This is a genomic window from Herpetosiphon sp. NSE202 (genome assembly GCF_042688385.1).
Classification (GTDB): domain Bacteria; phylum Chloroflexota; class Chloroflexia; order Chloroflexales; family Herpetosiphonaceae; genus Herpetosiphon.
Window position 1 is genome coordinate 32,547 of record NZ_JBHUPY010000006.1, and the last position, 22,826, is coordinate 55,372.

Here is a 22,826-nt window from a genome sequence, read left to right on the forward strand (position 1 = left end):
AAATAGCCAGTATGCTGCTTGTAATTCCCCAAATGTGCCAACTTAAAACAACAATGTCGTTTTGGTTCAAGGAGCACCCGATGGTCAAACGCCACCCCGTTCGCAAAGCGCTTATCTGGGGCTGCATTACAACAATCAGTCTTGCGATTATGATTGCGGTTGGTTCCCGCGATCTGGCGCATTTTGATGCAGCCCTTGTTGCCTACACCTTTGCCACGCTTTTTGCCACCTTTGGCATTACCTACCGCTACACGATGTGGCTGCAACGCCCGCCAACCGCCATGTATTGGAAACGCGGCTGGCAAATGTTTTTTAAACCTCAGCGCTTATTGACCAACATTCGCAATTTGTTTACCCGCACCAGCAGCGATTTTGCCGCTAATCGCTTTATTTGGAAGCGTGGCAAGTTGCGCTGGCTGGCCCACTGGTTCATTATGTGGGGCTGCATTGTCGCTGTCGCAATCACGTTTCCCTTAGTTTTTGGCTGGCTGCACTTCGCCAGCGTGCCCGGCTCGTTGGATTCATATCGAGCCTATTTGTTTGGCTTTGCCCTCTTCGACTTCCCCGTCGATTCGATTTTTGCTTTTTTGATGTTTCATGGCTTGGTGTGGTCGTCGTTCGCGGTGATTTTCGGTGTGATGCTAGCGATGTGGCGGCGCATGCGCGACCATGGCGCGGCCTCAGTCCAGCAATTTGTTGAAGATATTTTGCCGCTGATTTTGCTGTTTGCGATTAGCGTGACCGGTGTGATGCTGACCGCCAGCTACACCTGGATGCGTGGCTATGCTTTCGATTTTATTGCAATTCTGCACGCAATTACGGTGATTTTCACCTTGCTGTATATGCCGTTTGGCAAGTTTTTTCACATCTTCCAGCGCCCCGCGCAACTTGGCGCAACCTTCTATAAAGATGCAGGCGCAACCAGCGAGCAAGCCCATTGCCGTCGTTGTGGCGAAGCCTATTCCTCGCGGATGCACGTCGAAGATTTGATTAGCGTGCAAAAGCAACTTGGCTTTCGCTACGAAGTTGCGGGCGAAGTCGAACATTATCAATGGATTTGCCCGCCATGCCGCCGCGCGATGTTTGTTTTGGCTCAAACCAAACAATGGCAAGGCAATTTTGGCGATCAAATGTTTTCGAGCATGCACGAGCAACCAGCCGCCCCGCGCTTTGGTAACCCCGTTATTAGCGAAGGCCCGCTTGGCCATGAAGATCAGGCCAATCTGCATTTTTAGGTTTGTGAGGAATTGAAATTATGGCACAGCTTCCCCGTTCTGAACTCGATTTGATTGCCGCGTTTGGCCCACATCTCGCCCATGCCCAAGGCCAACGGCTTGAGGCTGGCGTTGAGCCAGATCGCTTGGTCAAAACCCACTGTTGCTTTTGTGGCCAGCAATGTGGCATTCAACTGAAAGTCAAAGACAATACCGTGATTGGCTTTGAGCCGTGGTATGACTTCCCGTTTAATCAAGGCATGCTTTGCCCGAAAGGCGTGAAACGCTATTTGCAAGGGGCGCATCCCGACCGCTTGCTCAGCGCCTTGGAGCGTGATCCAGCCAGTAGCGGCGGTTTTCGGCCCATTGGCTACGATGCAGCAATTCAGCGCGTGGCTGGCGAAATTGGTCGCATTCAAGCCCAATATGGCAACAGCGCCTTCGGGATTCTTTCTGGCGCAAGTTTGACCACCGAAAAAACCTATTTGATGGGCAAATTTGCCCGCATGTGCCTCAAAACGCCCTATATCGATTATAACGGGCGCTTATGCATGGTCAGCGCTGGCGCTGCCAACAAAAAATCATTCGGCATCGACCGCGCTGCCAATGCCTGGGACGATATGCTGCACACCGATGTGGTGTGGATTAGCGGGGCGAATGTGGCCGAATGTGCGCCAATCACCACCAGCTATGTTTGGCGGGCACGCGAAAATGGTGCCAAAATTATCGTTGTCGATCCGCGCATCACGCCAATTGCCCGTACCTGCGACCTGTATTTGCCAATTAAGCCAGGCCGCGATATTGCCCTGTTCAATGGCATTTTGCACCTGATGATCAAACACGATTGGCTTGATCATGAATTTATTAACAATCATACGGTTGGCTTTGAAGCTGTAGCCGAACATGTTGCCGATTGGACTCCTAAGCGCACAGCCGAGGTGACGGGGATTGCCGAAAAAGGCATTCAACAGGCCGCCGAATGGTGGGGCACGGCCAAAACCTCGTTTATGACTCACGCCCGTGGCATTGAGCACCATACCCATGGCGTGCAAAACGTGCTGGGCGCAATTAGCCTTGTGCTGGCTTCGGGTCGCATCGGGCGGCCAAATTGTGGTTATGCCACGATTACTGGCCAAGCCAATGGCCAAGGTGGCCGCGAACATGGCCAAAAATGTGATCAATTGCCAGGCTGGCGCGATTTGGCCAATCCCGAGCATCGCCAACATATTGCCAACATTTGGGATATGCCTGTCGAGGAAATGCCCCAGCCCGGCGTTGATGCCTACGAAATTTTCCGCAAAATCGAAACTGGCGAGATTAAAGGCTTGCTGAGCTTGTGCTTTAATCCCAAGGTTTCGCTGCCCGATAGCGATTACGTGAGCGCGATGCTCGATAAACTGGAATTCTATACTTCAATCGATTTCTTCTTGAACGATAGCGCACGTCATGCCGATATTGTGTTGCCTGGCTCGCTGCAAGAGGAAGATGAAGGAACTGTTACCCAAGCTGAGGGTCGGGTGATCAAAATCAATCAAGCGATTGAATGCCCAGGCGATGCCCGCCAAGATTGGCGCATCATTCAGGATATTGCCCAAGCCTTGGGTCGCAGCAAAGGCTTTACTTTCGATGGGCCACGAGCGATTTTTGAAGAATTACGCCGCGCCTCGAAAGGTGGGGTTGCCGATTACTCAGGCATTACGTATGAAAAAATTGAAGCCCAAAACGGAGTGTTTTGGCCATGCCCCAGCGATGATCACCCGGGCACGCCGCGTCTGTTCGAGCCAAATTCCTGGAATCCAGTGGCCAAGGGTGCTGGCCCGTTCTACTTCCCTGATGGCAAAGCGCGCTTCAACGTTGCGCCCTACACGCCGCCCGCTGAAGATGTTGACGCAGAATATCCACTAATGCTGACGACAGGCCGGGTGATTAGCCACTTTCTATCGGGAACCCAAACCCGCCGCATTGGCCCCTTGGTTGATCAATATGCCGAGCCACGAATTGAGCTGCATCCGCAACTGGCCATGCGGCTCAGCATCAAAGAAGGCGATTGGGTCACGGCCCAAACTCGGCGCGGCGAAATTACCTTGCGCGCGCAAGTTGTGCGCACGATTCGCCCAGATACGATTTTTGTGCCCTATCACTGGGCTGGCCAAAAAAGCATCAATCGTCTCACGATCGCCGCTCAAGACCCAATTTCGAAAATTCCTGAGTACAAGGTTTGTGCGGTGCGCTTGGTCAAAGCCAGCCAAGCACCAGCCTATGCCAGCCAACTTGAGCCTCAGCAATAGGAGCCTACCATGCCTGAAGCCCAGTATGAATTTTTTATCGATCCCAGCCGTTGCATCGGCTGCCAATCGTGTGTCCAAGCCTGTAGCGAGTGCGATACGCACAAAGGTCAGGCCATGATTCACCTTGAATTTGTGAATCGGCATTATTCGACCCAAACCGCGCCAGTAGTGTGTATGCACTGCGATTCGCCAACGTGTGCCGAGGTTTGCCCTGCTGATGCAATTAAGAAAACGCCTGATGGTGTGGTGCAAACTGCGCGAAAACCACGCTGTATTGCCTGCAACAACTGTGTGCTGGCCTGCCCGTTTGGCGTGCCCAAGATGAATAGTGGTGCTGAACTGATGATGAAATGCGATATGTGTTATGACCGAACTTCGATAGGAAAAGCGCCGATGTGCGCCTCGGTCTGCCCAAGCGGTGCTTTATACTATGGCACACGCGAGCAAATTGAAGCCCAACGTCCCCGCTCGATGCCAATCAATCAATTTCAATTTGGTCAGCAAACAATCAGCACCAAAGTCCACATGATGGTGCCGCGAACAGCTCAACCAGAACACATCGACGTGCTTTCGGCTATGCATGATCACACCAGTGGTCACGATATTTTCTTGATGATGCACGACGAATAAGCCGCCAAACGCTGTTTGTTGCAACCTGAGATTGAAAGGACATGCTGATTATGACTCGCGACCACGATGAACTTTCGCTTGCGCCAGATGGCTTGCCATTGAGCGAACAGCCGCAATGGCGGCAAGATTTTCCGATTGATGTCGCCCAAGATAATTATGTTTCGCGGCGAGAATTTGCCAAATTTTTGGTGCTGATTAGCTCGGCATTTAGTGCAGGCCAATTTTGGATTTTGTTTAAAAATTGGCAGCGCAACCAAGCAGCGCCACCACCAGCCCAAAAAATTGCCAGCCTTGGCGAAATTCCGGTTGGCGGCACATTGGTATTTCACTATCCCAACGAGCATGAGCCATGCATTTTGGTGCGCCCCGATGCTGATACCTTGCTCGCCTATAGCCAAAAATGTACTCATCTTTCGTGCGCCGTGATTCCCAACGTTGCCGAAAACCAAATTGGCTGCCCCTGCCATAATGGCTCGTTTAGTTTGGCTGAAGGCCGCCCATTAGCTGGGCCGCCACAACGCCCATTGCCGCGCATTCATGTCGAAGTGCGTGGCGATGAGATTTTTGCAACCGCCGTGGAGCTACGCAGCATATGAAACAACGCTTTCCCCGCCAGCAAAAAATGACCATCGTCCATGGCATTTTAAGCATTGTGTTGATCATCGATATTGTGCAGCTTTGGCTCTTGACCGCCACCATGAACTCGTATCTTGGTGGTGATAGTGGTGTGCCACTGCCAGCCTTAATCTTTAGCTGCATCTGTTTGCTGCTCAACCTTGGCTTGCTGAGATTTCTCTACAAGCTTGATCGAAAGCCCAACTGATAGGAGCCTTGCAATGAATGCTCAAGCAACAGCCAACGAGGACCAACCCCGTGGCAATCTTGGCCAATTGATTCTCGCAACCGGCGCGTTTGCCGTCTGTTTTGCAATATTTGGCTCGGTTTCGGCCATGATGCCAACGATTAAAACCGATTTGAATCTTACGCCCGTTCAGGTCAGCATTGCGTTGGCCTTGCCGGTTTTGCTTGGTAGTTTGGGGCGGATTCCGCTGGGGATGTTGACTGATCGCTATGGTGGGCGGATCGTGTTTAGCGCCGTGATGGCTGGCGCGATTATCCCATCGCTCGGCATGGGCTGGGTGCAAAGTTACAATCAATTGCTGATTGCAGCCTTTGGTTGTGGCTTGGCGCTGGCGAGTTTTTCGGTTGGGGTTGGCTTTGTCAGTGGTTGGTATCCGCCGCAACGCCAAGGTTTTGCCTTGGGTGTGTATGGCGCTGGCAATGCAGGCCAATCGTTGGCAGCGTTTGGCGCGCCAGTGTTGGCGGCCAATTTGGGCTATGAATGGGGCTTTTGGGTTTTTTCGGCATTGACTGTGGTTTGGCTAATCTGCTTTATGCTCTTTGCCCGCAATGCGCCGCGCCAAGGCCAAGTCAAAAGCCTAAGCCAAATTTTACAACCAATGCGGAATACCAAAAGTTGGATGTTGAGCTTGTACTATTTTCTAACATTTGGTGGTTTTGTGGCCATGGCGGTCTATTTGCCAACCTTGTTGACCGATTTATTTGGCCTAAGCAAAACCGATGCTGGCTTACGTACCGCTGGCTTTGTGCTGGTAGCGACTGCTTTGCGTCCAGTTGGCGGGATTCTGGCCGATAAAGTTGGCGGCAATACAATTTTGAAATGGGTCTTTCCAATCACGACTTGTATGGCAGGCTTGATGGCCTTCAACAACGTTGTGCCCTTTACGATTGGCGCATTGGGCATGGCGGCGGCAATTGGCTTAGGCAATGGTGCAGTTTTCAAATTAGTGCCTGAGTATTTCCCGCAATCAGTTGGGATTGTGACTGGTTTGGTCGGTGCTGCTGGTGGCTTGGGCGGCTTCTTCCCGCCCTTGCTACTGGGCTACATTCGCCAACAAACAGGCTCGTTTAGTTATGGTTTTGTAGCCTTGGCGGTCTTTACCGTGGTTTGCTGGCTGGTACTCTACTTCAACAATCGCCCGCGCCGCCCAAGCCCACAACTTGCCTAAGCTAGTTTGGTGAGACACCTCAAAATAGGTGTCTCACCGCTTTTTTAGGCTGAAGGATTGGCATACACATAAAAAATATAATCTTGTGAGCTGGTTTTTATGCCAAAATCGTGGCACATGCGCAGCACTTGGGCGCGATGATCGGTGCCATGGTTGACAACTTGCAATAATACTTGCCAGACAATCAAATTTTCATCTTCGCCATCAAGCGGTTTGGTTTGCAAATCTGCATCCTGCAAATTGGCCAAATATTCGCGCATCATAGCTTCAACGCCAGCCCAATACTTGCGTAAGGCTTCCCGATCGGCGAAAGCGTTCGGATCAAGCGGTTCGGGAAATTCTACGCCACGCAAGCCACTAAACCAAGTTTCATCAACACTCATCAAATGCACCAGTTGGTTGCGCACCGAGCCGAGCGAATATGCTACTTCTTGGATAAACTGTTCATCGGATAATTGGGCGACATACTGTTCCAAGAGCTGGCGATTTTCGGCAAAGTGATACTCGTAGAAATGGCGAAACGCTGCAACATTCATCTGCATCTCCTATACTTAATCAAGCTGCTCCGTTAAACTATCCTCAACATGAAGCTCAATATGGAACTTTATCATAGCACATCTGTTTTATTTGGCATAGATTGAGGAGGCCGAATTCATGCAAACCCTTGAACTCCAACTTTCGCCAATCGCCGAAACCGTCTATCGCCAACTTGGCTGGACTCCAGCGCGCGATGTTGATCCTACAGCGCATCTTGAGCACATTGCAGAAGCGACGTATCCGCTATTTCCGCTGGCTGAAGCATTTTTACGCCAATTTGGTGGCCTAACAACCTTGGGGAGCCATAATCGATTTATTTTTGCTGATCAAGTTTTTGAGCATCACGGAATTCCCTATCGGCTTTGGCGAATGTTTGAGAATTTCATTCCTGCCTATTCTCAGCATGCCGATTATGACGCTGCGCCCTACTGGCTTAACCATCCGTTGATTGCCAATTATGGGCGTTTGATTTGCCCAATTGGCTCGTATGATGTGGGAAGCACGATATTTTTAACCTCTGATGGGTGGATTATAACGGGCCAGTTCTACAATATGGGTTGGGGTGGCTTAGCTGATAGGTTCACATCGGCTTTGAAAATTTGGGGAACCACGCCCAGCGAGGGCTTGAATGCCTTGGCTGAGTATGCAGTTTTGTTTGATGATGCAGCCAAGGAGTAACAATGATTAAGCCAATTATTGATTCACTATTGACGACAGCAGGCTGGCAGCCAGATACACAGATTGATCCTGAACCATGGCTCTATGAGCTGCGTCAGCAGCAATACCCAATATTTCCCCAACTGATTGAGCTACTAAGTCGTTATGGCGGTTTCCAGTTCAATAGCGCAACACTAGCCCAGCCATGGCCGCTCGATGCAAGCTTGGAAGCGCTATTTGTATGGACTGATCAACCAATTGAGATTCAATTACTGCCACAACTGGCCCCAGCATTTAGCGAGGCAGCCTTTTGGTGTTCTCATACCTACATCCGGCTGAGTGGTTTGCAAATTGCCCCAATTGGCAGAATTAAATGTCCAAATCGAAATGAGAGTTCGCTATTTGTGCTTTCCAATGGGCAAATTATGCATGAATCAACGTCATATTATGATCATTTTAAAGGTTTATCTTTGCTTGGAGTAAATTTGCCGCTTGCGTTACATCGACTTCTACAATCGTTTTTGTTGATTCAAGCAATTGATGAAAACTTGTGAATGTAGCATTGAGGAACTATGATCCGCAAACCCAATACGATTAATGATGGCTACACTCGTGAAATGATTCTGGCTGAGCCGGATCTCATTACTCGACGGTTTTTGATCGCAATTAATTTTTACCTGTCTCGTCGTTTACTACAAAGCGAATATCCTGCGCCAGCGGCTCCTTTTGATGTTAAATTCTTTATGCAGGTGATGCACGATTTTTTTGAGTGCCATGACGATATTCGCGATTTGATTGATGGCAAAGAGATTAATTCGTTTGAGCCAGATCCCTAATTTTCTCAGTTGCTGGTATTGCCCTTGCTTCAAAAAGAGCATTGATTCATGGCTTGGCTATGTGCGAACCACGCAGCGCGCGACGATCGCGAAGCCAATCGCCCAAAGCCAATAGCCAACTCTTCGCCACGAATTACACGAAGCCAAGGTTTTGGCAATACTAAAACAGTCCACAAACTCAATATTTGGGGGTGCTGGGGGCTGAAAACCCCCGGCGGTTCCCTCCGGCGGAGGGACGGAAGGGTGGCGAAACGCTGATTGGTGATCAGTTGTTGAGGATCGGGAATCCCAAAGAGTACAAAGATGAATTTTTAGCCACGAATTACACGAATTACACGAATGATTTTTTGATTGCTGTTTCGATAGCTCAAAGCCACCAGCCAATAGCCATCATTCCGCTTCATCCCTCATCCTTCATCCTTCATACCTTGTTTTAGCCACAGATTGACACAGATGACCACAGATTAGGCTCCCAAAGCCAATAGCCCAAAGCCAATAGCCAAGATCAGCGGCCAGTAAATCGAAGAGATCGCCAAATTCTGTGATTAATCGCTCTTGACACCTATGACGCGCTGTGTTATATTCTTGATAACGCAACGCGTCATGACATCAAAACAACAACACATGCTATAAAAAACTGCCATATGGCGGTTTACCCAAAAGGAGCGATCTATGACGATCATTCGCCAAATTGCTGACACGACTGAAAAACAAGTCAAAAGCGCCCAAAAAGTTGCTCGCCGTTCATGGTTGGCAGGCTTGGGGATTGCTGGGTTGGCCATCGATAATGGTGAAAAAACCTTTAAAAAATTGATCAAGCGCGGCGAAAAAGTAGCCGCCGGGGTTCGTGGCGATTTGAAAGATTTGAATGTGCGCCTCCGCCGCGAACAAAACAATTTGAATAACGATGTGCAAGATGCCAGCCAAACTGTTGAGCGTGGCGTGAGCGATGTCTTGGAAAACTTGAACATTCCTTCACGCAAAACTTTGCGCGTGCTCGATACCCGCATCGCCCAACTTAACGCTCAATTGCGCGAACTTGGCAGCGATGGCAGCATCGCCCCAGTTGCCAACTACGAAAATCTTACCGCCGAAGAAATTATTGTTTTGTTGCCAACCTTGAGCCTTGATGAACTGTTTGCTTTGGAAGCCTACGAAAGCAGCCACGCCAAACGCGTCACCGTTCAACGCGAAATTGAACAATCGGTTGCCAAACATCTGACCGTCGATGGCGAAATTCGCGAGCCATTTGCTGGCTACGAAGCCTTGCGCGCTGAAGAAGCCATTGCCAAACTCGATGGCTTGGGCATCGCCGAATTGCATCATGTCAAATTGTTTGAAGCTAGCCACGCCAAGCGCGTCACCGTTCAACGCGAAGTTGAACGCCGGATCGAAGCGCTTCGCGGCTAATTTGGCGCGGTGCTATACTGGAACAACTGGTGAGCGATAGGTCAATCCAAAGGAGTTATTGTAATGGCTGATGAAATCGAAGTAAGCTTGAATGAAATCAAGAAAGATGCTGACGATCGTGGCGTGCCATTTGTCGATGGCGTGCGCAAATTGATGTTGGCTGCTGTTGGCGCTGTGGCCATGACCCGCGACGAAATGGAACAATTCGTTGGTCGCTTGGTTGATCGTGGTGAAGTTGCCGAACGGGAAGCCAAAACCTTGTTGAATGATGTGCTTTCGCGTCGCAAACGTGAAGTTGAGCACGTCGCCGATGAAGCTGAATCACGGGTTGAATCACGGCTCGAACAAGTGCTCAACCGAATGAATATTCCATCAAAGCGCGATATCGATGAGTTGAGCGACAAAATTGCCCAACTTTCGGCTCGGGTGGAAGAATTGAAGAAAAGCCGCAACGCCTAACCCCTAGGCCTGCTGCTTCGCAAAGTGCAAATCCCTCTTGGATGGCGAAAAACCATTCAAGGGGGATTTTTGCTTTTCAACCAAGCTGCATCTGGTGTTATGATGGGCGCTAGCACGCTTTGTATTGCTGATTAAATTCAAGCAATCTGATGGGGGTTGGCATGATCGAGCAAATCCAACGCTTCTTGCGGTATCCTGAGTTGATTCATGGCGTTTCAACCCGCCAAGGTGGGGTCAGTAAACCACCCCATGCAACCCTCAATCTTGGTTTTTCGCGGCCCGACGATCCCGCCGCCGTTTTGGAAAATCGCCGCCGTTTTGCAGAACAGGTCGGTTTTACGCTTGATGATGCAGTTTTGGCTGGCCAAGTTCATGGCACAACCGTTGCCGTCGTGGGCGAATTGCAGCGCGGACGTGGCGCGAGCGAGCGCGAAACCACCTTGCCGCCTGCCGATGGCTTAGTTACCAACCAGCCTGGGCTGGTGCTGTGGGCCAATTTTGCCGATTGCACGCCATTGCTCTTTTTCGACCCGATTGCCCAAGCAGTTGGCGTGGCTCACGCTGGTTGGCAAGGCACAGTTAATAATATTGCCAAAGTGGTTATCACAACCATGCAAGCTCAATTTGGCTCCGAGCCAGCCAATATTCTGGCAGCTATCGGCCCTGCGATTGGCCCATGCTGCTATGAGGTCGATCAGCCAGTGATTGGCGCGGTTGAACAAGCATTTGGTGAGCATTCGGCGCATGTGTTGTTGCGCCAACTTGGCAAACAGCGTCCGCATTTTGATTTATGGGCGGCAAATGCCCATTGGTTGCTGCAAGCTGGCATTCAACCTGCCAACCTGATTAACATGAATTTATGTACAGCTTGTCATAATGATCGCTTCTTTTCACATCGTCACGAAGCAGGAGCTACCGGTCGCTTTGCTGCGGTGATTGGTCTACGCGAGGTACGTCATGCCGTTTGATCAGGCTCAATTGTTGGAACAGATTGCCCAGATTCAGCAGCGGATCGACCAAGCTGCTCAGCGCAGTCAGCGCGATCCCACCAGCGTGCGCTTGATTGCGGTCACCAAAACCCATCCAATGCTGCGGGTCAATGCGGTTTTGGCGGCTGGCATTCACGATGTGGGCGAAAATCGGGTGCAAGAGGCCGAGGAGAAAATTGCCCTGCAAACGCCAGAAGCCGTAGCGCAAACCCGCTGGCATTTAATTGGCCATTTGCAACGCAACAAGGCGCGGCGCGCTGCCAAGCTTTTTTCATTAATCCATTCAATCGATAGCCTTAAGCTGGCCGAAATTCTCAACCGGATTGTTGATGAAGAAGCAGCGGTAATTCCGCAGCCCTTGCCAATTTTGCTGCAAGTGAATGTTTCTGGCGAGCGCTCCAAAGATGGCTTTGCCTTAGCTGGCGGTGTGCGTAACCCTGCATGGCACGATTTTGTGGCCGAAGTTCGCGCCATTGCTGAGTTACCGTTGATCGATTTGCAGGGCTTTATGACGATCGCGCCCTATTCTGATGATGTTGAGGGCGTGGTGCGGCCATGCTTTCGGGCCTTGCGCGACGTGCGCGATGCGCTTGAACAGCAGCTTGATCGCCCCTTGCCAGAGCTTTCGATGGGCATGAGCGGCGATTTTGAGGTGGCCATCGAGGAAGGCTCGACGTTTGTGCGGGTAGGCACTGCATTGTTTGGCGCACGCTAAATAACGGCCTACTACAAGCTATGCTAAAATTGGAATATTGTAATTTCAGTATTTGGAGCATTTGCTCATAGTGGTAGAGATGGCTATGCGTTCGATCCAGCAAGCGTTTGAAGTTCGTTATTCGTATCCAGTGCATTGCACTCATAAACTTTTTGACCTAGCTAACCCATGTTTAGCTGCTATATTTGCCCCAGCGCCGAGCCTGCCCAAACTTTGGGTGGTGCTTGATCAAGCTGTGGCTGAGCATCACCCGACCCTTTTAGCCGCTATTGCGGCCTATGCCCAAGCCAGCCAAGCCTTTGAATTGGTCGAACCAAGCCTTGTGCTGGCTGGCGGCGAAGTGATCAAACACAGCAGCGAGCCATTGCAAGCGGTCTATGCTGGCATTAATCGCTATGCGATCGATCGCCATTCGTATGTTATGGCGATTGGCGGCGGGGCATTAATCGATATGGTTGGTTATGCGGCGGCAACTGCCCATCGTGGCGTGCGCTTGATTCGCGTGCCAACCACGGTTTTGGCCCAAAACGATGCAGCAGTTGGGGTGAAAAATAGCATCAATGCCTTTGGCAAAAAGAATTTCTTGGGCACATTTGCGCCACCCTATGCTGTGCTCAACGATAGCCACTTTTTGACCACGCTCAGCGAGCGCGATTGGCGCAGCGGCATTGCTGAAGCCATCAAAGTAGCCTTGCTCAAAGATCCAGCTTTTTTTGCCACGATTGAGCAAACAACATCGGCGCTGCAACAGCGCGATTTGGCCGTGATGCAGGATCAGATTTTTCGCTGTGCCGAGCTGCATTTGGCCCATATTGCTGGTGGCGACCCATTTGAGCGAGGCTCAGCGCGCCCCTTGGATTTTGGTCATTGGGCGGCGCATAAACTTGAATATCTCAGCGAGTATAGTTTGCGCCATGGCGAGGCGGTAGCCATTGGGATTGCGCTCGATTGCACCTATAACTATTTGCTGGGTGATTTAGCTGAGGCTACTTGGCAACGGGTGATAAATTGTCTCATGGCGCTTGGCTTCGACCTCTATCACCCAGCCTTGAGCAGCTATCTTGACCAGCCAATGCATCCCCAAAGCCTGTTGAGTGGCTTGACTGAGTTTCGCGAACACCTTGGCGGCCAATTAACGATCACATTAATTCGCGATATTGGCCAACCCTACGACGTTCATACAATTGATTTAAGCGTTATGCAACAAGCCATTCGCTATTTAGCCGAACGCGCTTGAAACGAGGATTTTATGCAGATTGAAGGCTCTTGCCCACGCACGCAGCGTGAATTAATCGAGCTTGAATTTATTGAGCATCGGACCAAAATCTTAGATATTGCCGCCTTTTTGGATCGCTTTGAGCGCTCGATTGAGCACAATGCCAACGACGATTTTCGGATCAAAGCCTTTCGCGAAGCGCTTGCAGCGCTCAATAGCAGCGAATTTGGCCGTGTCGAACGGATTCAAATGTTGTTGAGCGATCTGAGTAGCGAGCTGCGCGCCGAACGCGATGGCCAAAGTGCCTATGGAGCAGCCAAGGAGAGTGAGCAATGATGAATTATATCGATTTGCATGCGCATATGGTTTCGCGCACCACCGACGATTATCATGCCATGGCTTTGACTGGCTGTGTTGCCGTGACCGAACCAGCATTTTGGGCTGGCTACGATCGGGTTTCGGCCAGCGCTTTTGCTGATTATTTTAAACATTTAACCGAGTTTGAACCCCAACGCGCAGCTAAATATGGCATTCAGCATTATACTTGGCTCTGTTTGAACCCTAAAGAAGGCGAAGATCGCGAACTGGCACGCGAAGTCTTGGCAATTATTCCCCAATTTTTGGAGCGCCCAAATGTACTGGGAATTGGCGAAATTGGCCTTAATCGCGTGACCCGCAACGAACTTGCCACCTTTATCGATCATGTTGAATTGGCGCTTGAGCACAATCAATTGATCCATATTCACACTCCGCACCTTGAAGATAAATACAAAGGCACGAAGGCAATTGTTGAAACCTTGGCCAGCAACAGCCGCATCGATCCCAGTCGGGTGCTGGTTGACCATGTTGAGGAGCATACGATTCGCATGGTGCTTGAACATGGCTTTTGGGCAGGCTTGACGCTCTATCCAATGACCAAAGTTTCGCCAGGCCGCGCGATTGATATGCTCGAAATGTATGGCACTGAGCGGTTGTGTGTGGCTTCAGCCTGCGATTGGGGCCCAAGCCAACCGCTGGCAATTCCCAATTGTATGTTTGAAATGCGCCGCCGTGGCCATTCGCAGCAATGGATTCACGAAGTAGTTTATGCCAATCCCAGCCGCTTTTTGAGCCAAAACCCCAAGTTTAAGCTCGCGCCACTTGAGCAAGCATTGGTGCAGTAACCATGGAAATTAAGCAAACGCCGCAACTGGATTTGACCTATTGCACCAATATTCACCCTGCAAATGGCTGGCCAGCAGTCTTGGCTGGCTTACAACAGCATGTGCTCGAGCTTAAACAGCGAGTTGCGCCCGACCAAGCTTTTGGCATTGGCCTGCGCCTTTCGGGCCAAGAAAGCCATGAATTGTTGCAGCCAGCTACGTTGGCCGCATTTCAAACGTGGTTAACTGAACATAACTTATATGTTTTTACCCTGAATGGCTTTCCGTACCACCCGTTTCATCAACAACCTGTTAAGGATCAGGTGCATGCGCCCGATTGGCAGGAGCCTGAGCGGGTTGTCTACACGTTGCGTTTGATCGAGATTTTGGCTGCGCTACTGCCCAACGGCATGCATGGCTCAATTTCGACCAGCCCGTTGAGCTATAAGCCATGGTTTGCTGATTTAACCAGCGTGCCGTGGAATTTGCTCAATCGCCATGTGTTGCAGGTGGTTGCGGCCTTGGTGCAGCTTGAACGCCAGCGCGGCATCCTCATTCAACTGGCCTTCGAGCCAGAGCCAGATGGCTTGCTCGAAACCAGCAGCGAACTGATTAGCTATTTTGAGCAGTTGCTTGCTGTTGGTTCTGCCGAATTGGTGGCCATGCTCGATTGCTCGTTGCTCGAAGCCCAAACTGCGATTCGTCGCCATGTTGGCGCTTGCTTGGATACCTGCCATTGTGCAGTGGCCTACGAAGCGCCACGCACAGTGATTGCCAAGTATCAAGCAGCAGGTCTGAGCATAGCCAAAGTGCAGTTTAGCTCAGCCTTACAAGTGGAGTTTGGCGACGATCGCCAAGCAGTGGCAACAGCCTTAGCACCATTTAGCGAGGCAATTTATTTGCATCAAGTGATTCAGCGCAATCGCGATGGCTCGTTGCTGCAATATCGCGATTTGCCCCAAGCCTTAGCTGCAATCGACGACCCGCAAGCTTGCGAATGGCGCATTCATTTTCATGTGCCGATATTTACTAGCAGTTTTGGGGTGCTCAACGCGACCCAACCAGCCTTGCTAGAAAGTTTGCAGCTGTTGAATGAGCAACCCTACAGCCAGCATTTAGAAATCGAAACCTATACTTGGGATGTGCTGCCAAGCCAATTAAAACTCGATCTGACCGAATCGATTGCGCGGGAATATGCGTGGGTGCTGCATGAACTCAAGCGCTAAATCTGGCTGGTTTGCCTATTTGGAGTTGATGCGCATCTCCAATAATCCGACCGTGATCAGCAATACCTTGGCGGGCGTGGCCTTGGCTGGCGTGAGCATCGGCGATTGGCGGGTCTGGCTGCTGGCGCTGGCATTTAGCCTCTTTTATAGCGCTGGCATGGTGTTTAATGATTGGTGCGATTATGCGATCGACCTGCGTGAACGGCCAGATCGGCCTTTGCCCAGCGGTCGTGTCAGTCGCAAGGCCGCCTTGCTGCTAACAATCGGCTTGTTTGGGGTTGGCTTGGGCTGTGTGGCGTTGGTGAGTTTGCAAGGTCTGCTTTGGGCTAGCAGCTTGGTTGGGTTAATTGTGCTCTACGATTTGTGGCACAAAACCAATCCAATCAGCCCAGTCCTGATGGCTGGCACGCGGATTTTGGTCTATCTCAGCACCATTGCGGCCTTGGGTGTTAATTTTTCGTGGCAAGCATGGTTGGCAGTTGGCTTGCTCTTTTGCTATGTGATGGGCTTTACATTTATCGCTAAATCGGAGCTACGCCCGCAATTGAAGGCACTGTGGCCTGCGCTGTGTGTGCTGCTGCCCGCTGGCTATGCTTTGGTTACGCCCGATTTTAGCCCGATTATTGTGAGTGTTGGCTTGCTGAGTTGGGTCTTGCATAGCATCAGTTTGGTCTATCGCCAGCGCCTGATTGGCCCAGCGATTGGTCGTTTGATTGCGGGCATTAGCCTCTTCGATGCCCTTGTATGCATTGTTGCTGGCAATTTGTGGGCTTGCTCGTTTGCAATTGCCGCCTTTGGCCTCACTCGCTTGGCTCAACGCTCTATTCAAGGAACCTAAGATGCATAAAACTGTTGTCATTAATGTTGTTGGCTTGACCCCTGCATTGATTGGGCCACATACACCACGTTTACGGGCATGGCAGCAAAAAACTGCCCAAGCTTTAATTAAACCAATTGTTCCAGCAGTAACCTGTAGTATACAAGCAACCTACCTGACTGGTAAAATGCCCAGCGAGCATGGAATTGTGGGTAATGGCTGGTATTTTCGCGATGAATGTGAAGTTAAATTTTGGCGACAATCAAATAAATTAGTTCAGGCTCCAAAAATTTGGGAAGCAGCCAAAGCGCTTGATCCAAGCTTTACCTGTGCCAATTTGTTCTGGTGGTACAACATGTATTCAGCAGCTGACGTTGCGGTTACGCCGCGCCCGATGTACCCTGCTGATGGCCGCAAATTGCCTGATATTTACAGTCAACCAGCCGAGTTGCGCGATGATTTACAGCGTGAACTAGGTCAATTTCCGTTGTTTAATTTTTGGGGGCCAAATTCTTCAATTGCTTCGTCGCGTTGGATTGCCAGCTCAGCTAAAACCGTTGAGCAACGCTATAATCCAACGTTAAGCTTAATTTATTTACCGCATTTGGATTATTGTTTTCAGCAATATGGCGCAGATATTGAGCGCTGCGCAGCACAATTGGCCGAGATTGATCAAATTGTTGGTGATTTGCTCGATTTCTACGAGCAACGCAACGCACGAATCATCATTTTATCGGAGTATGGCATTACCAGCGTTAATCGGCCAGTGGCGATTAATCGCTTGTTGCGGGCAGCAGGATTAATTGCTGTGCGCGAAGAATTGGGCCGCGAATTGCTTGATGCTGGCGTGAGCAAAGCCTTTGCCGTGGCTGATCATCAAGTTGCCCATGTCTATGTGAATGATTTGAGCTATTTGGAACGAGTCAAAGCCCTGCTTGAAGCCACGCCTGGGATTGCCAAAGTGCTTGATGCTGAAGGCAAACGCGAATATGGCCTTGATCACGAGCGCGCTGGCGAGTTGGTGGCAATCGCCGAGGCCGATGCATGGTTCAGCTACTACTATTGGCTTGATGATCAGCGTGCGCCCGATTTTGCGCGGGCAGTGGATATTCATCGTAAGCCTGGCTACGACCCTGCTGAGCTGTTTGTTGACCCAAGTTTGCGCGTGCCAATGGCCAAAATAGGCATGACTTTGGCCAAGAAAAAGCTTGGTTTCCGCTATGTGATGGATGTGATTGGGCTTGATCCAACGGTCGTGCGTGGCTCGCATGGCGTGATTAGCAGCGATCCTGATCACGCGCCGTTGTTACTGACCAATCAGCCAGAGCTTTTGCCCGAAGCCGCCTTGCATGCCACCGATGTCTACCAAATTTTGTGGCGACACCTTATAGAAGGATGAAGTATGAGGGATGAGGGATGAAGGCAAAAGTCAGAAGGCAAAAATCAAAAGCTGTATTGGTTCATTGGATTGGCAACCAAGATCATGCCCTCACCCCCAGCCCTTCTCCCACTGAACGCGGGCGAGGGGAGCACCGGTTTTTACCGTTGACGATAATCAATGTACTGCCAAATATTCAACGGCCCACTGAACGCGGGCGAGGGGAGCACCGGTTTTTACCGTTGATGACAATCAATATACTGCCAAATATTCAACGGCCCACTGAACGCGGGCGAGGGGAGCACCGGTTTTTACCGTTGACGACAATCAATGTACTGCCAAATATTCAACGGCCCACTGAACGCGGGCGAGGGGAGCACCGGTTTTTACCAACGCAGTGCGCAAGAACCATGGGATTAACGCCCCTCGCCCGCCACGTGGGAGAGGGGTTGGGGGTGAGGGGATCAGGCGATGGTTACCCTGATGTACCAAACGCCAATAGCCATCCTTTGTGAAATGGCTAAAACAAATCTATAGCGAGCAGCGTCTTAGTACAAGCCTAGATCAGGTGCTGTCAAAGGAGATGTCGATGGATAAACCACTAAATTATGTGATTTCGTTGCCAGAGCGCACGCTACGAGCAGGCGCAGCCTTAGTTGGCGGCTTGGTCAACGAGGCCAGCAATGTGATCGTTCCCAAGAGTTTGCGCAATACGCGGCTCTATCAGGTAACATTTGAACGCTTGCTGCGCATCACAATCGAATTGGTTGGCGATGTAAAAAATGTTTATGCTGACGAAACAATGGGTATCGAAGAACTGACCAAACGCAAAATAGCTGGTAACGCGGTCGAATTGGTCGGCTTTTTGAGCCTTGGTTGGTCGCCGCTATGGTTTTTGGCCGCAGCCTCGGATGTGACGAGCGGCACGCGCACCTATTTGGCGGCGCTGGTATCTGAATTACAACAACGCCAATTGTTGCCAGCAGAAGCGAATATTGATTCGGTTGATGCCTTGCTCGAACGCTTGGAAGGAACATCTGGTGTAGCTGCCGATACCGTCGATTTGCCACCGCTTGATGTTTCGGCCTTGCGCAGCTCGTGGGAAACGATTAAAGCCAATGCTAGCAGCTTGCCTGCCCCAACCGCTTTGGCCGATACCTTCGACCAACTGCGCGAAACCGCGCGCACCGAAGGCCAATCGTTGCTTGATGTTTCAGCTGTGGTTGCCGCCGGTGCGCTGCAGGCTGGCTGGAGCTTAGGCAATACCCATATTTTTGAATATTATCACGAGTCGTTGAACGCGATTCAAGAAGAGGGCTTGCTTGAGTTTGCTCGGCGTGTGACTACGCCATATTTTGAGCGGGCAGCCAAGCACTTCGACCCAGCCGAAGAAACCTATACCGATCGCTTTTTGCGCCAATTGGATGGGCCTGCAGCGCCTGAACAACCGCAAGCACCTGAACAAGCGCAAGCAACTAATATTCCGATCGTCAATGAGGATTCAAAACCAGCTGACGAATCGAAGTAAACAGGGATTCCCTCACCCCAACCCCTCTCCCGCCCAGCGAGAGAGGGGCTTTCACATGCTGGTTTTAGCGAAATGCGTCAGTAAAAACGGCTGCACTCCCTCGCCCGCGTTCAGTGGGAGAGGGGCTGGTTTTTAAGGGTCGGTTGTTAAGATTCCCTCACCCCAACCCCTCTCCCGTCCAACGGGCGAGGGGCTTTAACGTCGTGATTCTTGCAAAAATCCTTGGTAAAAACGGCTGCTCCCCCTCGCCCGCGTTCAGTGGGCGAGGGGGTTGGGGGGTGAGGGAATGTTATAGGTTAAATCATCCACTTTTGTCTTAATTGTCCTACTAAAAAATGTATTAATAAAACGTGTTTTAGCGCTTGACAATGGGCTAAATCGCAGCTAGCATAAACACAATCTCTCATTGTAGGGAACCTATTTCGCTCCACACTATGGGGTAAACGTATGCTGTCGCTGACGACTGCTCAACGTGATCTGTTGTACCTTTTGCTCACCACCGAAACTCCAATCGGGGCTGCGGCGCTCGGCCAGTCTTTGCATCTCACGCCACGCCAAGTTTCCTATAGTTTACGCAGTATTAAGCTTTGGTTGGCGCGTCGCCACGCCAGTTTACGCCAAGTGCCAGGGGTTGGCATTCAGCTGATCTGCGCGCCGCAGCAACGCCAACGCTTGCATGCCGAGCTTGAATCGCAAGCCAAATTTCAATTGATTCTTACGCCAGAACAACGCGGCCAGCTTTTGGGCTTGGTGTTGTTGATTACGCCTGAGCCATTGACCCTCAACCAGCTTCAGCACGATTTGGCGGTTGCGCGCACGACGGTGCTCAAAGATCTCGATGTGATGGAGCTTTGGTTGGCAAGTTTTGGCTTGCAAGTGGTGCGGCGGCAACATCGCGGCTGCTGGATCGAAGGGCCTGAATTGGCCAAACGCCAAGCGATTGCTGCTTTGTTATGGGGCGATGTGCCCTTCAGTTTGCCAATTATTAGCGTGCAGGCTGGGGCTGGCTTTGATTTTGTGTTGCAGCAGGATGCTGCGCTCTTGCCAATTATTCAACGAATCAATAGCTTTTTGCAGGAGCTTGATTTGGCTGAGGCGCAACAGCAGGTCATTTGGGCTGAAACGCAATTGCATGCACGCTTTAGCGATCAGGCAATTAGCCTGCTTGGGTTGGCTTTAGCCTTGCAACAGCAGCGGATTGGCTCCCAACAGTATCTCATGTGGCATCCTGAAACCCTGCATTGGCTGGAGCAACAAGTGGTTTGGCCAATTGCCAGCCAATTAATCATTGACTATGGCGTGGAGCAAACCGCTACGCAGGCCGAAATTGCTGGCTTGAGCTTGCAATTGGTGTGTGCCGCCCGCGAACGACCATGGCTCAGGCAACGCGAAACTGATCATGTGACCCATAATTTAATCAATCGTCTGATTGATTTGATTGCCACAACCTACAATGTGCCAGCCCTCGCCAACGATCAGCTTTTGCGCGATGGCTTGGAGGCATTAATTCCGCCTGCTTGCAATCGCCAACGCTTTGGCTTGTGGGTTCCAAACCATCAAGCCAGCGAAACGCTGAGCGAGCGCTATGCAGCCGAGCGCCGCATAGCCGATCTGATTGATCGCAGCTTGTTGGCAACGATTGGTGTCGCCTTGCCATTCGATGCCCGCGATGAACTGATTTTGCTCTTGCGGGCGGCGGTAGTGCGGGCGCGCCCAGTCCAAACCCGCAATATTTTGGTGGTGTGCCCGAGCGGCATGGCCACAACCCAACTGTTGGTGGCTCGGCTCAAGGCGCGGTTTCCCAAACTTGGCATTTTTGAAGTTTTATCAATGCGCGAGCTTTCTGCAGAGCGTTTGGCCAAGGCCGATTTGGTAATTACAACTGCGCCGCTTGCACTGGCTAGTGTGCCGATTGATGTTATCCAAGTGCATCCAATGTTGCACCCAGAAGATATTGCGGCGCTAACCCAGTGGATGGTTTAGGCTGCGAAATAATCGCATTTTGTCGCAATTGAGCGACTAAAAAGCAAACTAATAAAATAGGTTTTATAGCTTGACAATGGCCTAAAACGCTTGTACCGTAAGAGTAGAACAAACACATCGAACCTCTGTCCATCCGGAGCTGTCTCCCTCGATTGACAATCTACGATAGGATCGTTGCCATGGTGTAGGGCACTGCCAAAACACCGCGACGAACCTCTACTTAGCGGTGTGTGCAAAACCGTGGGTAACTGTTGCTTAGCGAACAACCCGGGCGTTAGCTGGCAGAACCACCATTCTGAAATCCACGGGCAATCAACGACGATTAACAATGACTTCAAAGGAGAAACGCCCATCATGCGACAGCATATTCAGCGCTTTGGCAGCTTCTTGGCTGCAATGGTTGTTCCTAACATCGGTGCGTTCATTGCTTGGGGCTTAATCACCGCTCTGTTTATTCCCACTGGTTGGATTCCCAATGAAGACTTTGCCAAGCTGGTTGGCCCAATGATCACCTATTTGTTGCCAACCCTGATTGGCTACACTGGTGGCAAGATGATTCACGATACCCGTGGTGGGGTGGTTGGTGCTGCCGCAACTATGGGTGTGATTGTCGGGGCCGATATTCCGATGTTTATCGGCGCTATGGTTATGGGGCCACTTGGCGGCTATCTGATGAAGAAAATCGACGAATTCCTGGAAGATCGCATGCCAACCGGCTTTGAAATGTTGATCAATAACTTTTCAGCTGGCTTCTTGGTAACTGGCTTGGTGCTCTTGGCCAATGTGGCAATCGGCCCAGTCGTGGAATTTCTGAGCGATGGCTTGGGTTCGGGCGTACAATTTCTGATTGATTCGCGCTTGTTGCCCGTTGCTGACATTCTGATCGAACCAGCCAAAGTGCTGTTCCTCAACAACGCGATTAACCACGGGATTCTCGGCCCCTTGGGTGTGGCAGAAGTCAAAGAGAGTGGCAAGGCAATTCACTTCTTGCTCGAAAGTAATCCTGGCCCAGGCTTGGGTTTGCTCTTGGCCTTCTGGTTTGCTGGCAAAGGCAACCTCAAACAATCGGCTCCAGGCGCTGCCGTGATTCACTTCCTCGGCGGGATTCACGAAATCTATTTCCCCTATATTTTGGCTCGCCCCATGATGATTGTTGCAATGTGGGCTGGTGGGATTGTGGCCGACCTCTGGTTTGTGATTTGGGATGCTGGCTTGGTTGCCACGCCATCACCTGGCTCGATCTTTGCCTATTTTGCAGTTATTCCACGCGGCGGCCATTTTGCGGTCTTAGGTGGCGTGGTTGTGGGGATTATCGGCTCGTTTGTGGTTGGCTCGGTGTTGCTCAAACTCTTCCCCGGCCAAGAAGCCGTTGAAGCCGAAGAAGAATCCGCCGAAATGACTGGCGCAACCGTTGCCGCTCACTAATTAATTTCAAACAAGGAGGTTTGTTATGGCTCAATCAATCGCTGCCGCAGATGTTTCAACGATCGTGTTTGCCTGTGAAGCAGGCATTGGCTCAAGTTTTATGGGCGTAACGGCGCTCAAAAAGAAACTCAAACAAGCCAATTTGAGCATTAGCGTGGTGCATAAATCGGTGCGCTCGTTGCCAACCGATGCCAAGCTGGTGTTGGTGCATAAAGGCTTGGCCGATTTTGCCCGCAAGCAAGCGCCAAATGCCGTGGTAATTGCCTTCACCCAATTCCTGAATGATCCCGTGTTCGATCAGGTTGTGCAAAGCTTGCAGGATGGTACTGATCTAGTGGAGGCCTAA

The 22,826-nt window shown here is 50.8% G+C and carries 22 protein-coding genes and 1 pseudogene; 22 read left to right on the forward strand and 1 reads right to left on the reverse strand.

The genetic code is table 11. The features are described from left to right. Positions 1–80 precede the first annotated feature (80 nt). Genes ACFMKP_RS08055 through ACFMKP_RS08080 form a run of 6 tightly spaced genes read left to right on the forward strand, consistent with a single transcriptional unit; the run spans position 81 to position 6,162 of the window. On the forward strand, positions 81–1,235 hold the full coding sequence (locus ACFMKP_RS08055; protein ID WP_382290736.1) for an MFS transporter: 1,155 nt from the start codon (positions 81–83) through the stop codon (positions 1,233–1,235). Positions 1,236–1,255: 20 nt separating this feature from the next. Further along, positions 1,256–3,502, forward strand: coding sequence for a molybdopterin oxidoreductase family protein (locus tag ACFMKP_RS08060; protein ID WP_382290738.1), 2,247 nt, complete (start codon positions 1,256–1,258; stop codon positions 3,500–3,502). A gap of 9 nt (positions 3,503–3,511) precedes the next feature. Then, positions 3,512–4,132, forward strand: a complete 621-nt coding sequence (locus ACFMKP_RS08065) for a 4Fe-4S dicluster domain-containing protein (RefSeq protein ID WP_204756537.1) — start codon at positions 3,512–3,514, stop codon at positions 4,130–4,132. Between the two features lie 41 nt (positions 4,133–4,173). Next, positions 4,174–4,728, forward strand: coding sequence for a ubiquinol-cytochrome c reductase iron-sulfur subunit (locus tag ACFMKP_RS08070; protein ID WP_239583916.1), 555 nt, complete (start codon positions 4,174–4,176; stop codon positions 4,726–4,728). Further along, the gene (locus ACFMKP_RS08075; RefSeq protein ID WP_054532605.1) at positions 4,725–4,955 is read left to right on the forward strand and encodes a DUF6755 family protein; all 231 of its coding nucleotides are present in this window, start codon (positions 4,725–4,727) and stop codon (positions 4,953–4,955) included. Before ACFMKP_RS08070 ends, ACFMKP_RS08075 begins: the two co-directional genes overlap by 4 nt. 13 nt (positions 4,956–4,968) lie before the next feature. Then, a complete protein-coding gene (locus tag ACFMKP_RS08080) occupies positions 4,969–6,162 on the forward strand; it encodes a nitrate/nitrite transporter (RefSeq protein ID WP_382290742.1) in 1,194 nt (397 codons plus the stop codon). A gap of 44 nt (positions 6,163–6,206) precedes the next feature. Here the strand turns inward: ACFMKP_RS08080 and ACFMKP_RS08085 are convergent, their stop codons facing one another. Continuing rightward, a complete protein-coding gene (locus ACFMKP_RS08085; RefSeq protein WP_382290744.1) occupies positions 6,207–6,698 on the reverse strand; it encodes a DinB family protein in 492 nt (163 codons plus the stop codon). Between the two features lie 118 nt (positions 6,699–6,816). Here ACFMKP_RS08085 and ACFMKP_RS08090 point away from each other — a divergent pair, with 118 nt between their 5' ends. The 16 genes and pseudogenes from ACFMKP_RS08090 to ACFMKP_RS08165 all read left to right on the forward strand — a co-directional run bounded on the left by ACFMKP_RS08090 (position 6,817) and on the right by ACFMKP_RS08165 (position 22,826). After that, positions 6,817–7,377 carry an SUKH-3 domain-containing protein gene (locus tag ACFMKP_RS08090; protein WP_382290747.1) on the forward strand — a complete coding sequence of 187 codons (561 nt, stop codon included), beginning with the start codon at positions 6,817–6,819 and terminating at the stop codon, positions 7,375–7,377. 2 nt (positions 7,378–7,379) lie between these two features. Continuing rightward, a complete protein-coding gene (locus ACFMKP_RS08095) occupies positions 7,380–7,910 on the forward strand; it encodes an SUKH-3 domain-containing protein (protein ID WP_382290750.1) in 531 nt (176 codons plus the stop codon). A gap of 18 nt (positions 7,911–7,928) precedes the next feature. Then, positions 7,929–8,192, forward strand: a complete 264-nt coding sequence (locus ACFMKP_RS08100; protein WP_382290751.1) for a hypothetical protein — start codon at positions 7,929–7,931, stop codon at positions 8,190–8,192. Between the two features lie 672 nt (positions 8,193–8,864). Beyond that, on the forward strand, positions 8,865–9,602 hold the full coding sequence (locus tag ACFMKP_RS08105) for a phasin family protein (protein ID WP_110515401.1): 738 nt from the start codon (positions 8,865–8,867) through the stop codon (positions 9,600–9,602). Between the two features lie 63 nt (positions 9,603–9,665). Then, on the forward strand, positions 9,666–10,061 hold the full coding sequence (locus tag ACFMKP_RS08110; protein ID WP_204756478.1) for a phasin family protein: 396 nt from the start codon (positions 9,666–9,668) through the stop codon (positions 10,059–10,061). Positions 10,062–10,222: 161 nt separating this feature from the next. Further along, a complete protein-coding gene (pgeF, locus tag ACFMKP_RS08115) occupies positions 10,223–11,029 on the forward strand; it encodes a peptidoglycan editing factor PgeF (RefSeq protein ID WP_382290754.1) in 807 nt (268 codons plus the stop codon). Then, positions 11,019–11,765 carry a YggS family pyridoxal phosphate-dependent enzyme gene (locus tag ACFMKP_RS08120; RefSeq protein ID WP_382290756.1) on the forward strand — a complete coding sequence of 249 codons (747 nt, stop codon included), beginning with the start codon at positions 11,019–11,021 and terminating at the stop codon, positions 11,763–11,765. Before pgeF ends, ACFMKP_RS08120 begins: the two co-directional genes overlap by 11 nt. Before the next feature lie 79 nt (positions 11,766–11,844). Further along, the gene (locus ACFMKP_RS08125) at positions 11,845–13,002 is read left to right on the forward strand and encodes a 3-dehydroquinate synthase (RefSeq protein WP_382290758.1); all 1,158 of its coding nucleotides are present in this window, start codon (positions 11,845–11,847) and stop codon (positions 13,000–13,002) included. A 12-nt stretch (positions 13,003–13,014) separates the two neighbouring features. Continuing rightward, positions 13,015–13,317, forward strand: a complete 303-nt coding sequence (locus ACFMKP_RS08130) for a hypothetical protein (RefSeq protein WP_382290761.1) — start codon at positions 13,015–13,017, stop codon at positions 13,315–13,317. Next, entirely contained in the window at positions 13,317–14,144 is an 828-nt protein-coding gene (locus tag ACFMKP_RS08135) for a TatD family hydrolase (protein ID WP_382291269.1), read from the forward strand. Before ACFMKP_RS08130 ends, ACFMKP_RS08135 begins: the two co-directional genes overlap by 1 nt. 2 nt (positions 14,145–14,146) lie before the next feature. After that, entirely contained in the window at positions 14,147–15,349 is a 1,203-nt protein-coding gene (gene eboE, locus ACFMKP_RS08140) for a metabolite traffic protein EboE (protein ID WP_382290764.1), read from the forward strand. Further along, positions 15,333–16,187, forward strand: a complete 855-nt coding sequence (locus ACFMKP_RS08145) for a UbiA family prenyltransferase (protein WP_382290766.1) — start codon at positions 15,333–15,335, stop codon at positions 16,185–16,187. Before eboE ends, ACFMKP_RS08145 begins: the two co-directional genes overlap by 17 nt. A gap of 1 nt (position 16,188) precedes the next feature. Beyond that, positions 16,189–17,565, forward strand: a complete 1,377-nt coding sequence (locus tag ACFMKP_RS08150; protein ID WP_382290768.1) for an alkaline phosphatase family protein — start codon at positions 16,189–16,191, stop codon at positions 17,563–17,565. 568 nt (positions 17,566–18,133) lie between these two features. Further along, the gene (locus tag ACFMKP_RS08155) at positions 18,134–19,072 is read left to right on the forward strand and encodes a hypothetical protein (protein ID WP_382290770.1); all 939 of its coding nucleotides are present in this window, start codon (positions 18,134–18,136) and stop codon (positions 19,070–19,072) included. 447 nt (positions 19,073–19,519) lie between these two features. After that, entirely contained in the window at positions 19,520–21,055 is a 1,536-nt protein-coding gene (locus ACFMKP_RS08160) for a BglG family transcription antiterminator (protein ID WP_382290772.1), read from the forward strand. Between the two features lie 354 nt (positions 21,056–21,409). Continuing rightward, positions 21,410–22,826 (forward strand): annotated as a pseudogene (locus ACFMKP_RS08165) (PTS mannitol transporter subunit IICB).

Excerpts from the sequence above, each read along its gene's own strand:
- ACFMKP_RS08095 (WP_382290750.1), top strand. The coding sequence starts at position 7,380 with ATGATTAAGCCAATTATTGATTCACTATTGACGACAGCAGGCTGGCAG.
- pgeF (WP_382290754.1), top strand. The coding sequence starts at position 10,223 with ATGATCGAGCAAATCCAACGCTTCTTGCGGTATCCTGAGTTGATTCAT.
- ACFMKP_RS08120 (WP_382290756.1), top strand. The coding sequence starts at position 11,019 with ATGCCGTTTGATCAGGCTCAATTGTTGGAACAGATTGCCCAGATTCAG.
- ACFMKP_RS08055 (WP_382290736.1), top strand. The coding sequence starts at position 81 with ATGGTCAAACGCCACCCCGTTCGCAAAGCGCTTATCTGGGGCTGCATT.
- ACFMKP_RS08105 (WP_110515401.1), top strand. The coding sequence starts at position 8,865 with ATGACGATCATTCGCCAAATTGCTGACACGACTGAAAAACAAGTCAAA.
- ACFMKP_RS08085 (WP_382290744.1), bottom strand. The coding sequence starts at position 6,698 with ATGAATGTTGCAGCGTTTCGCCATTTCTACGAGTATCACTTTGCCGAA.
- ACFMKP_RS08110 (WP_204756478.1), top strand. The coding sequence starts at position 9,666 with ATGGCTGATGAAATCGAAGTAAGCTTGAATGAAATCAAGAAAGATGCT.
- ACFMKP_RS08130 (WP_382290761.1), top strand. The coding sequence starts at position 13,015 with ATGCAGATTGAAGGCTCTTGCCCACGCACGCAGCGTGAATTAATCGAG.
- ACFMKP_RS08150 (WP_382290768.1), top strand. The coding sequence starts at position 16,189 with ATGCATAAAACTGTTGTCATTAATGTTGTTGGCTTGACCCCTGCATTG.
- ACFMKP_RS08155 (WP_382290770.1), top strand. The coding sequence starts at position 18,134 with ATGGATAAACCACTAAATTATGTGATTTCGTTGCCAGAGCGCACGCTA.
- ACFMKP_RS08075 (WP_054532605.1), top strand. The coding sequence starts at position 4,725 with ATGAAACAACGCTTTCCCCGCCAGCAAAAAATGACCATCGTCCATGGC.
- ACFMKP_RS08125 (WP_382290758.1), top strand. The coding sequence starts at position 11,845 with ATGGCTATGCGTTCGATCCAGCAAGCGTTTGAAGTTCGTTATTCGTAT.
- eboE (WP_382290764.1), top strand. The coding sequence starts at position 14,147 with ATGGAAATTAAGCAAACGCCGCAACTGGATTTGACCTATTGCACCAAT.
- ACFMKP_RS08100 (WP_382290751.1), top strand. The coding sequence starts at position 7,929 with ATGATCCGCAAACCCAATACGATTAATGATGGCTACACTCGTGAAATG.
- ACFMKP_RS08065 (WP_204756537.1), top strand. The coding sequence starts at position 3,512 with ATGCCTGAAGCCCAGTATGAATTTTTTATCGATCCCAGCCGTTGCATC.
- ACFMKP_RS08070 (WP_239583916.1), top strand. The coding sequence starts at position 4,174 with ATGCTGATTATGACTCGCGACCACGATGAACTTTCGCTTGCGCCAGAT.
- ACFMKP_RS08090 (WP_382290747.1), top strand. The coding sequence starts at position 6,817 with ATGCAAACCCTTGAACTCCAACTTTCGCCAATCGCCGAAACCGTCTAT.
- ACFMKP_RS08160 (WP_382290772.1), top strand. The coding sequence starts at position 19,520 with ATGCTGTCGCTGACGACTGCTCAACGTGATCTGTTGTACCTTTTGCTC.
- ACFMKP_RS08060 (WP_382290738.1), top strand. The coding sequence starts at position 1,256 with ATGGCACAGCTTCCCCGTTCTGAACTCGATTTGATTGCCGCGTTTGGC.
- ACFMKP_RS08135 (WP_382291269.1), top strand. The coding sequence starts at position 13,317 with ATGAATTATATCGATTTGCATGCGCATATGGTTTCGCGCACCACCGAC.
- ACFMKP_RS08145 (WP_382290766.1), top strand. The coding sequence starts at position 15,333 with ATGAACTCAAGCGCTAAATCTGGCTGGTTTGCCTATTTGGAGTTGATG.
- ACFMKP_RS08080 (WP_382290742.1), top strand. The coding sequence starts at position 4,969 with ATGAATGCTCAAGCAACAGCCAACGAGGACCAACCCCGTGGCAATCTT.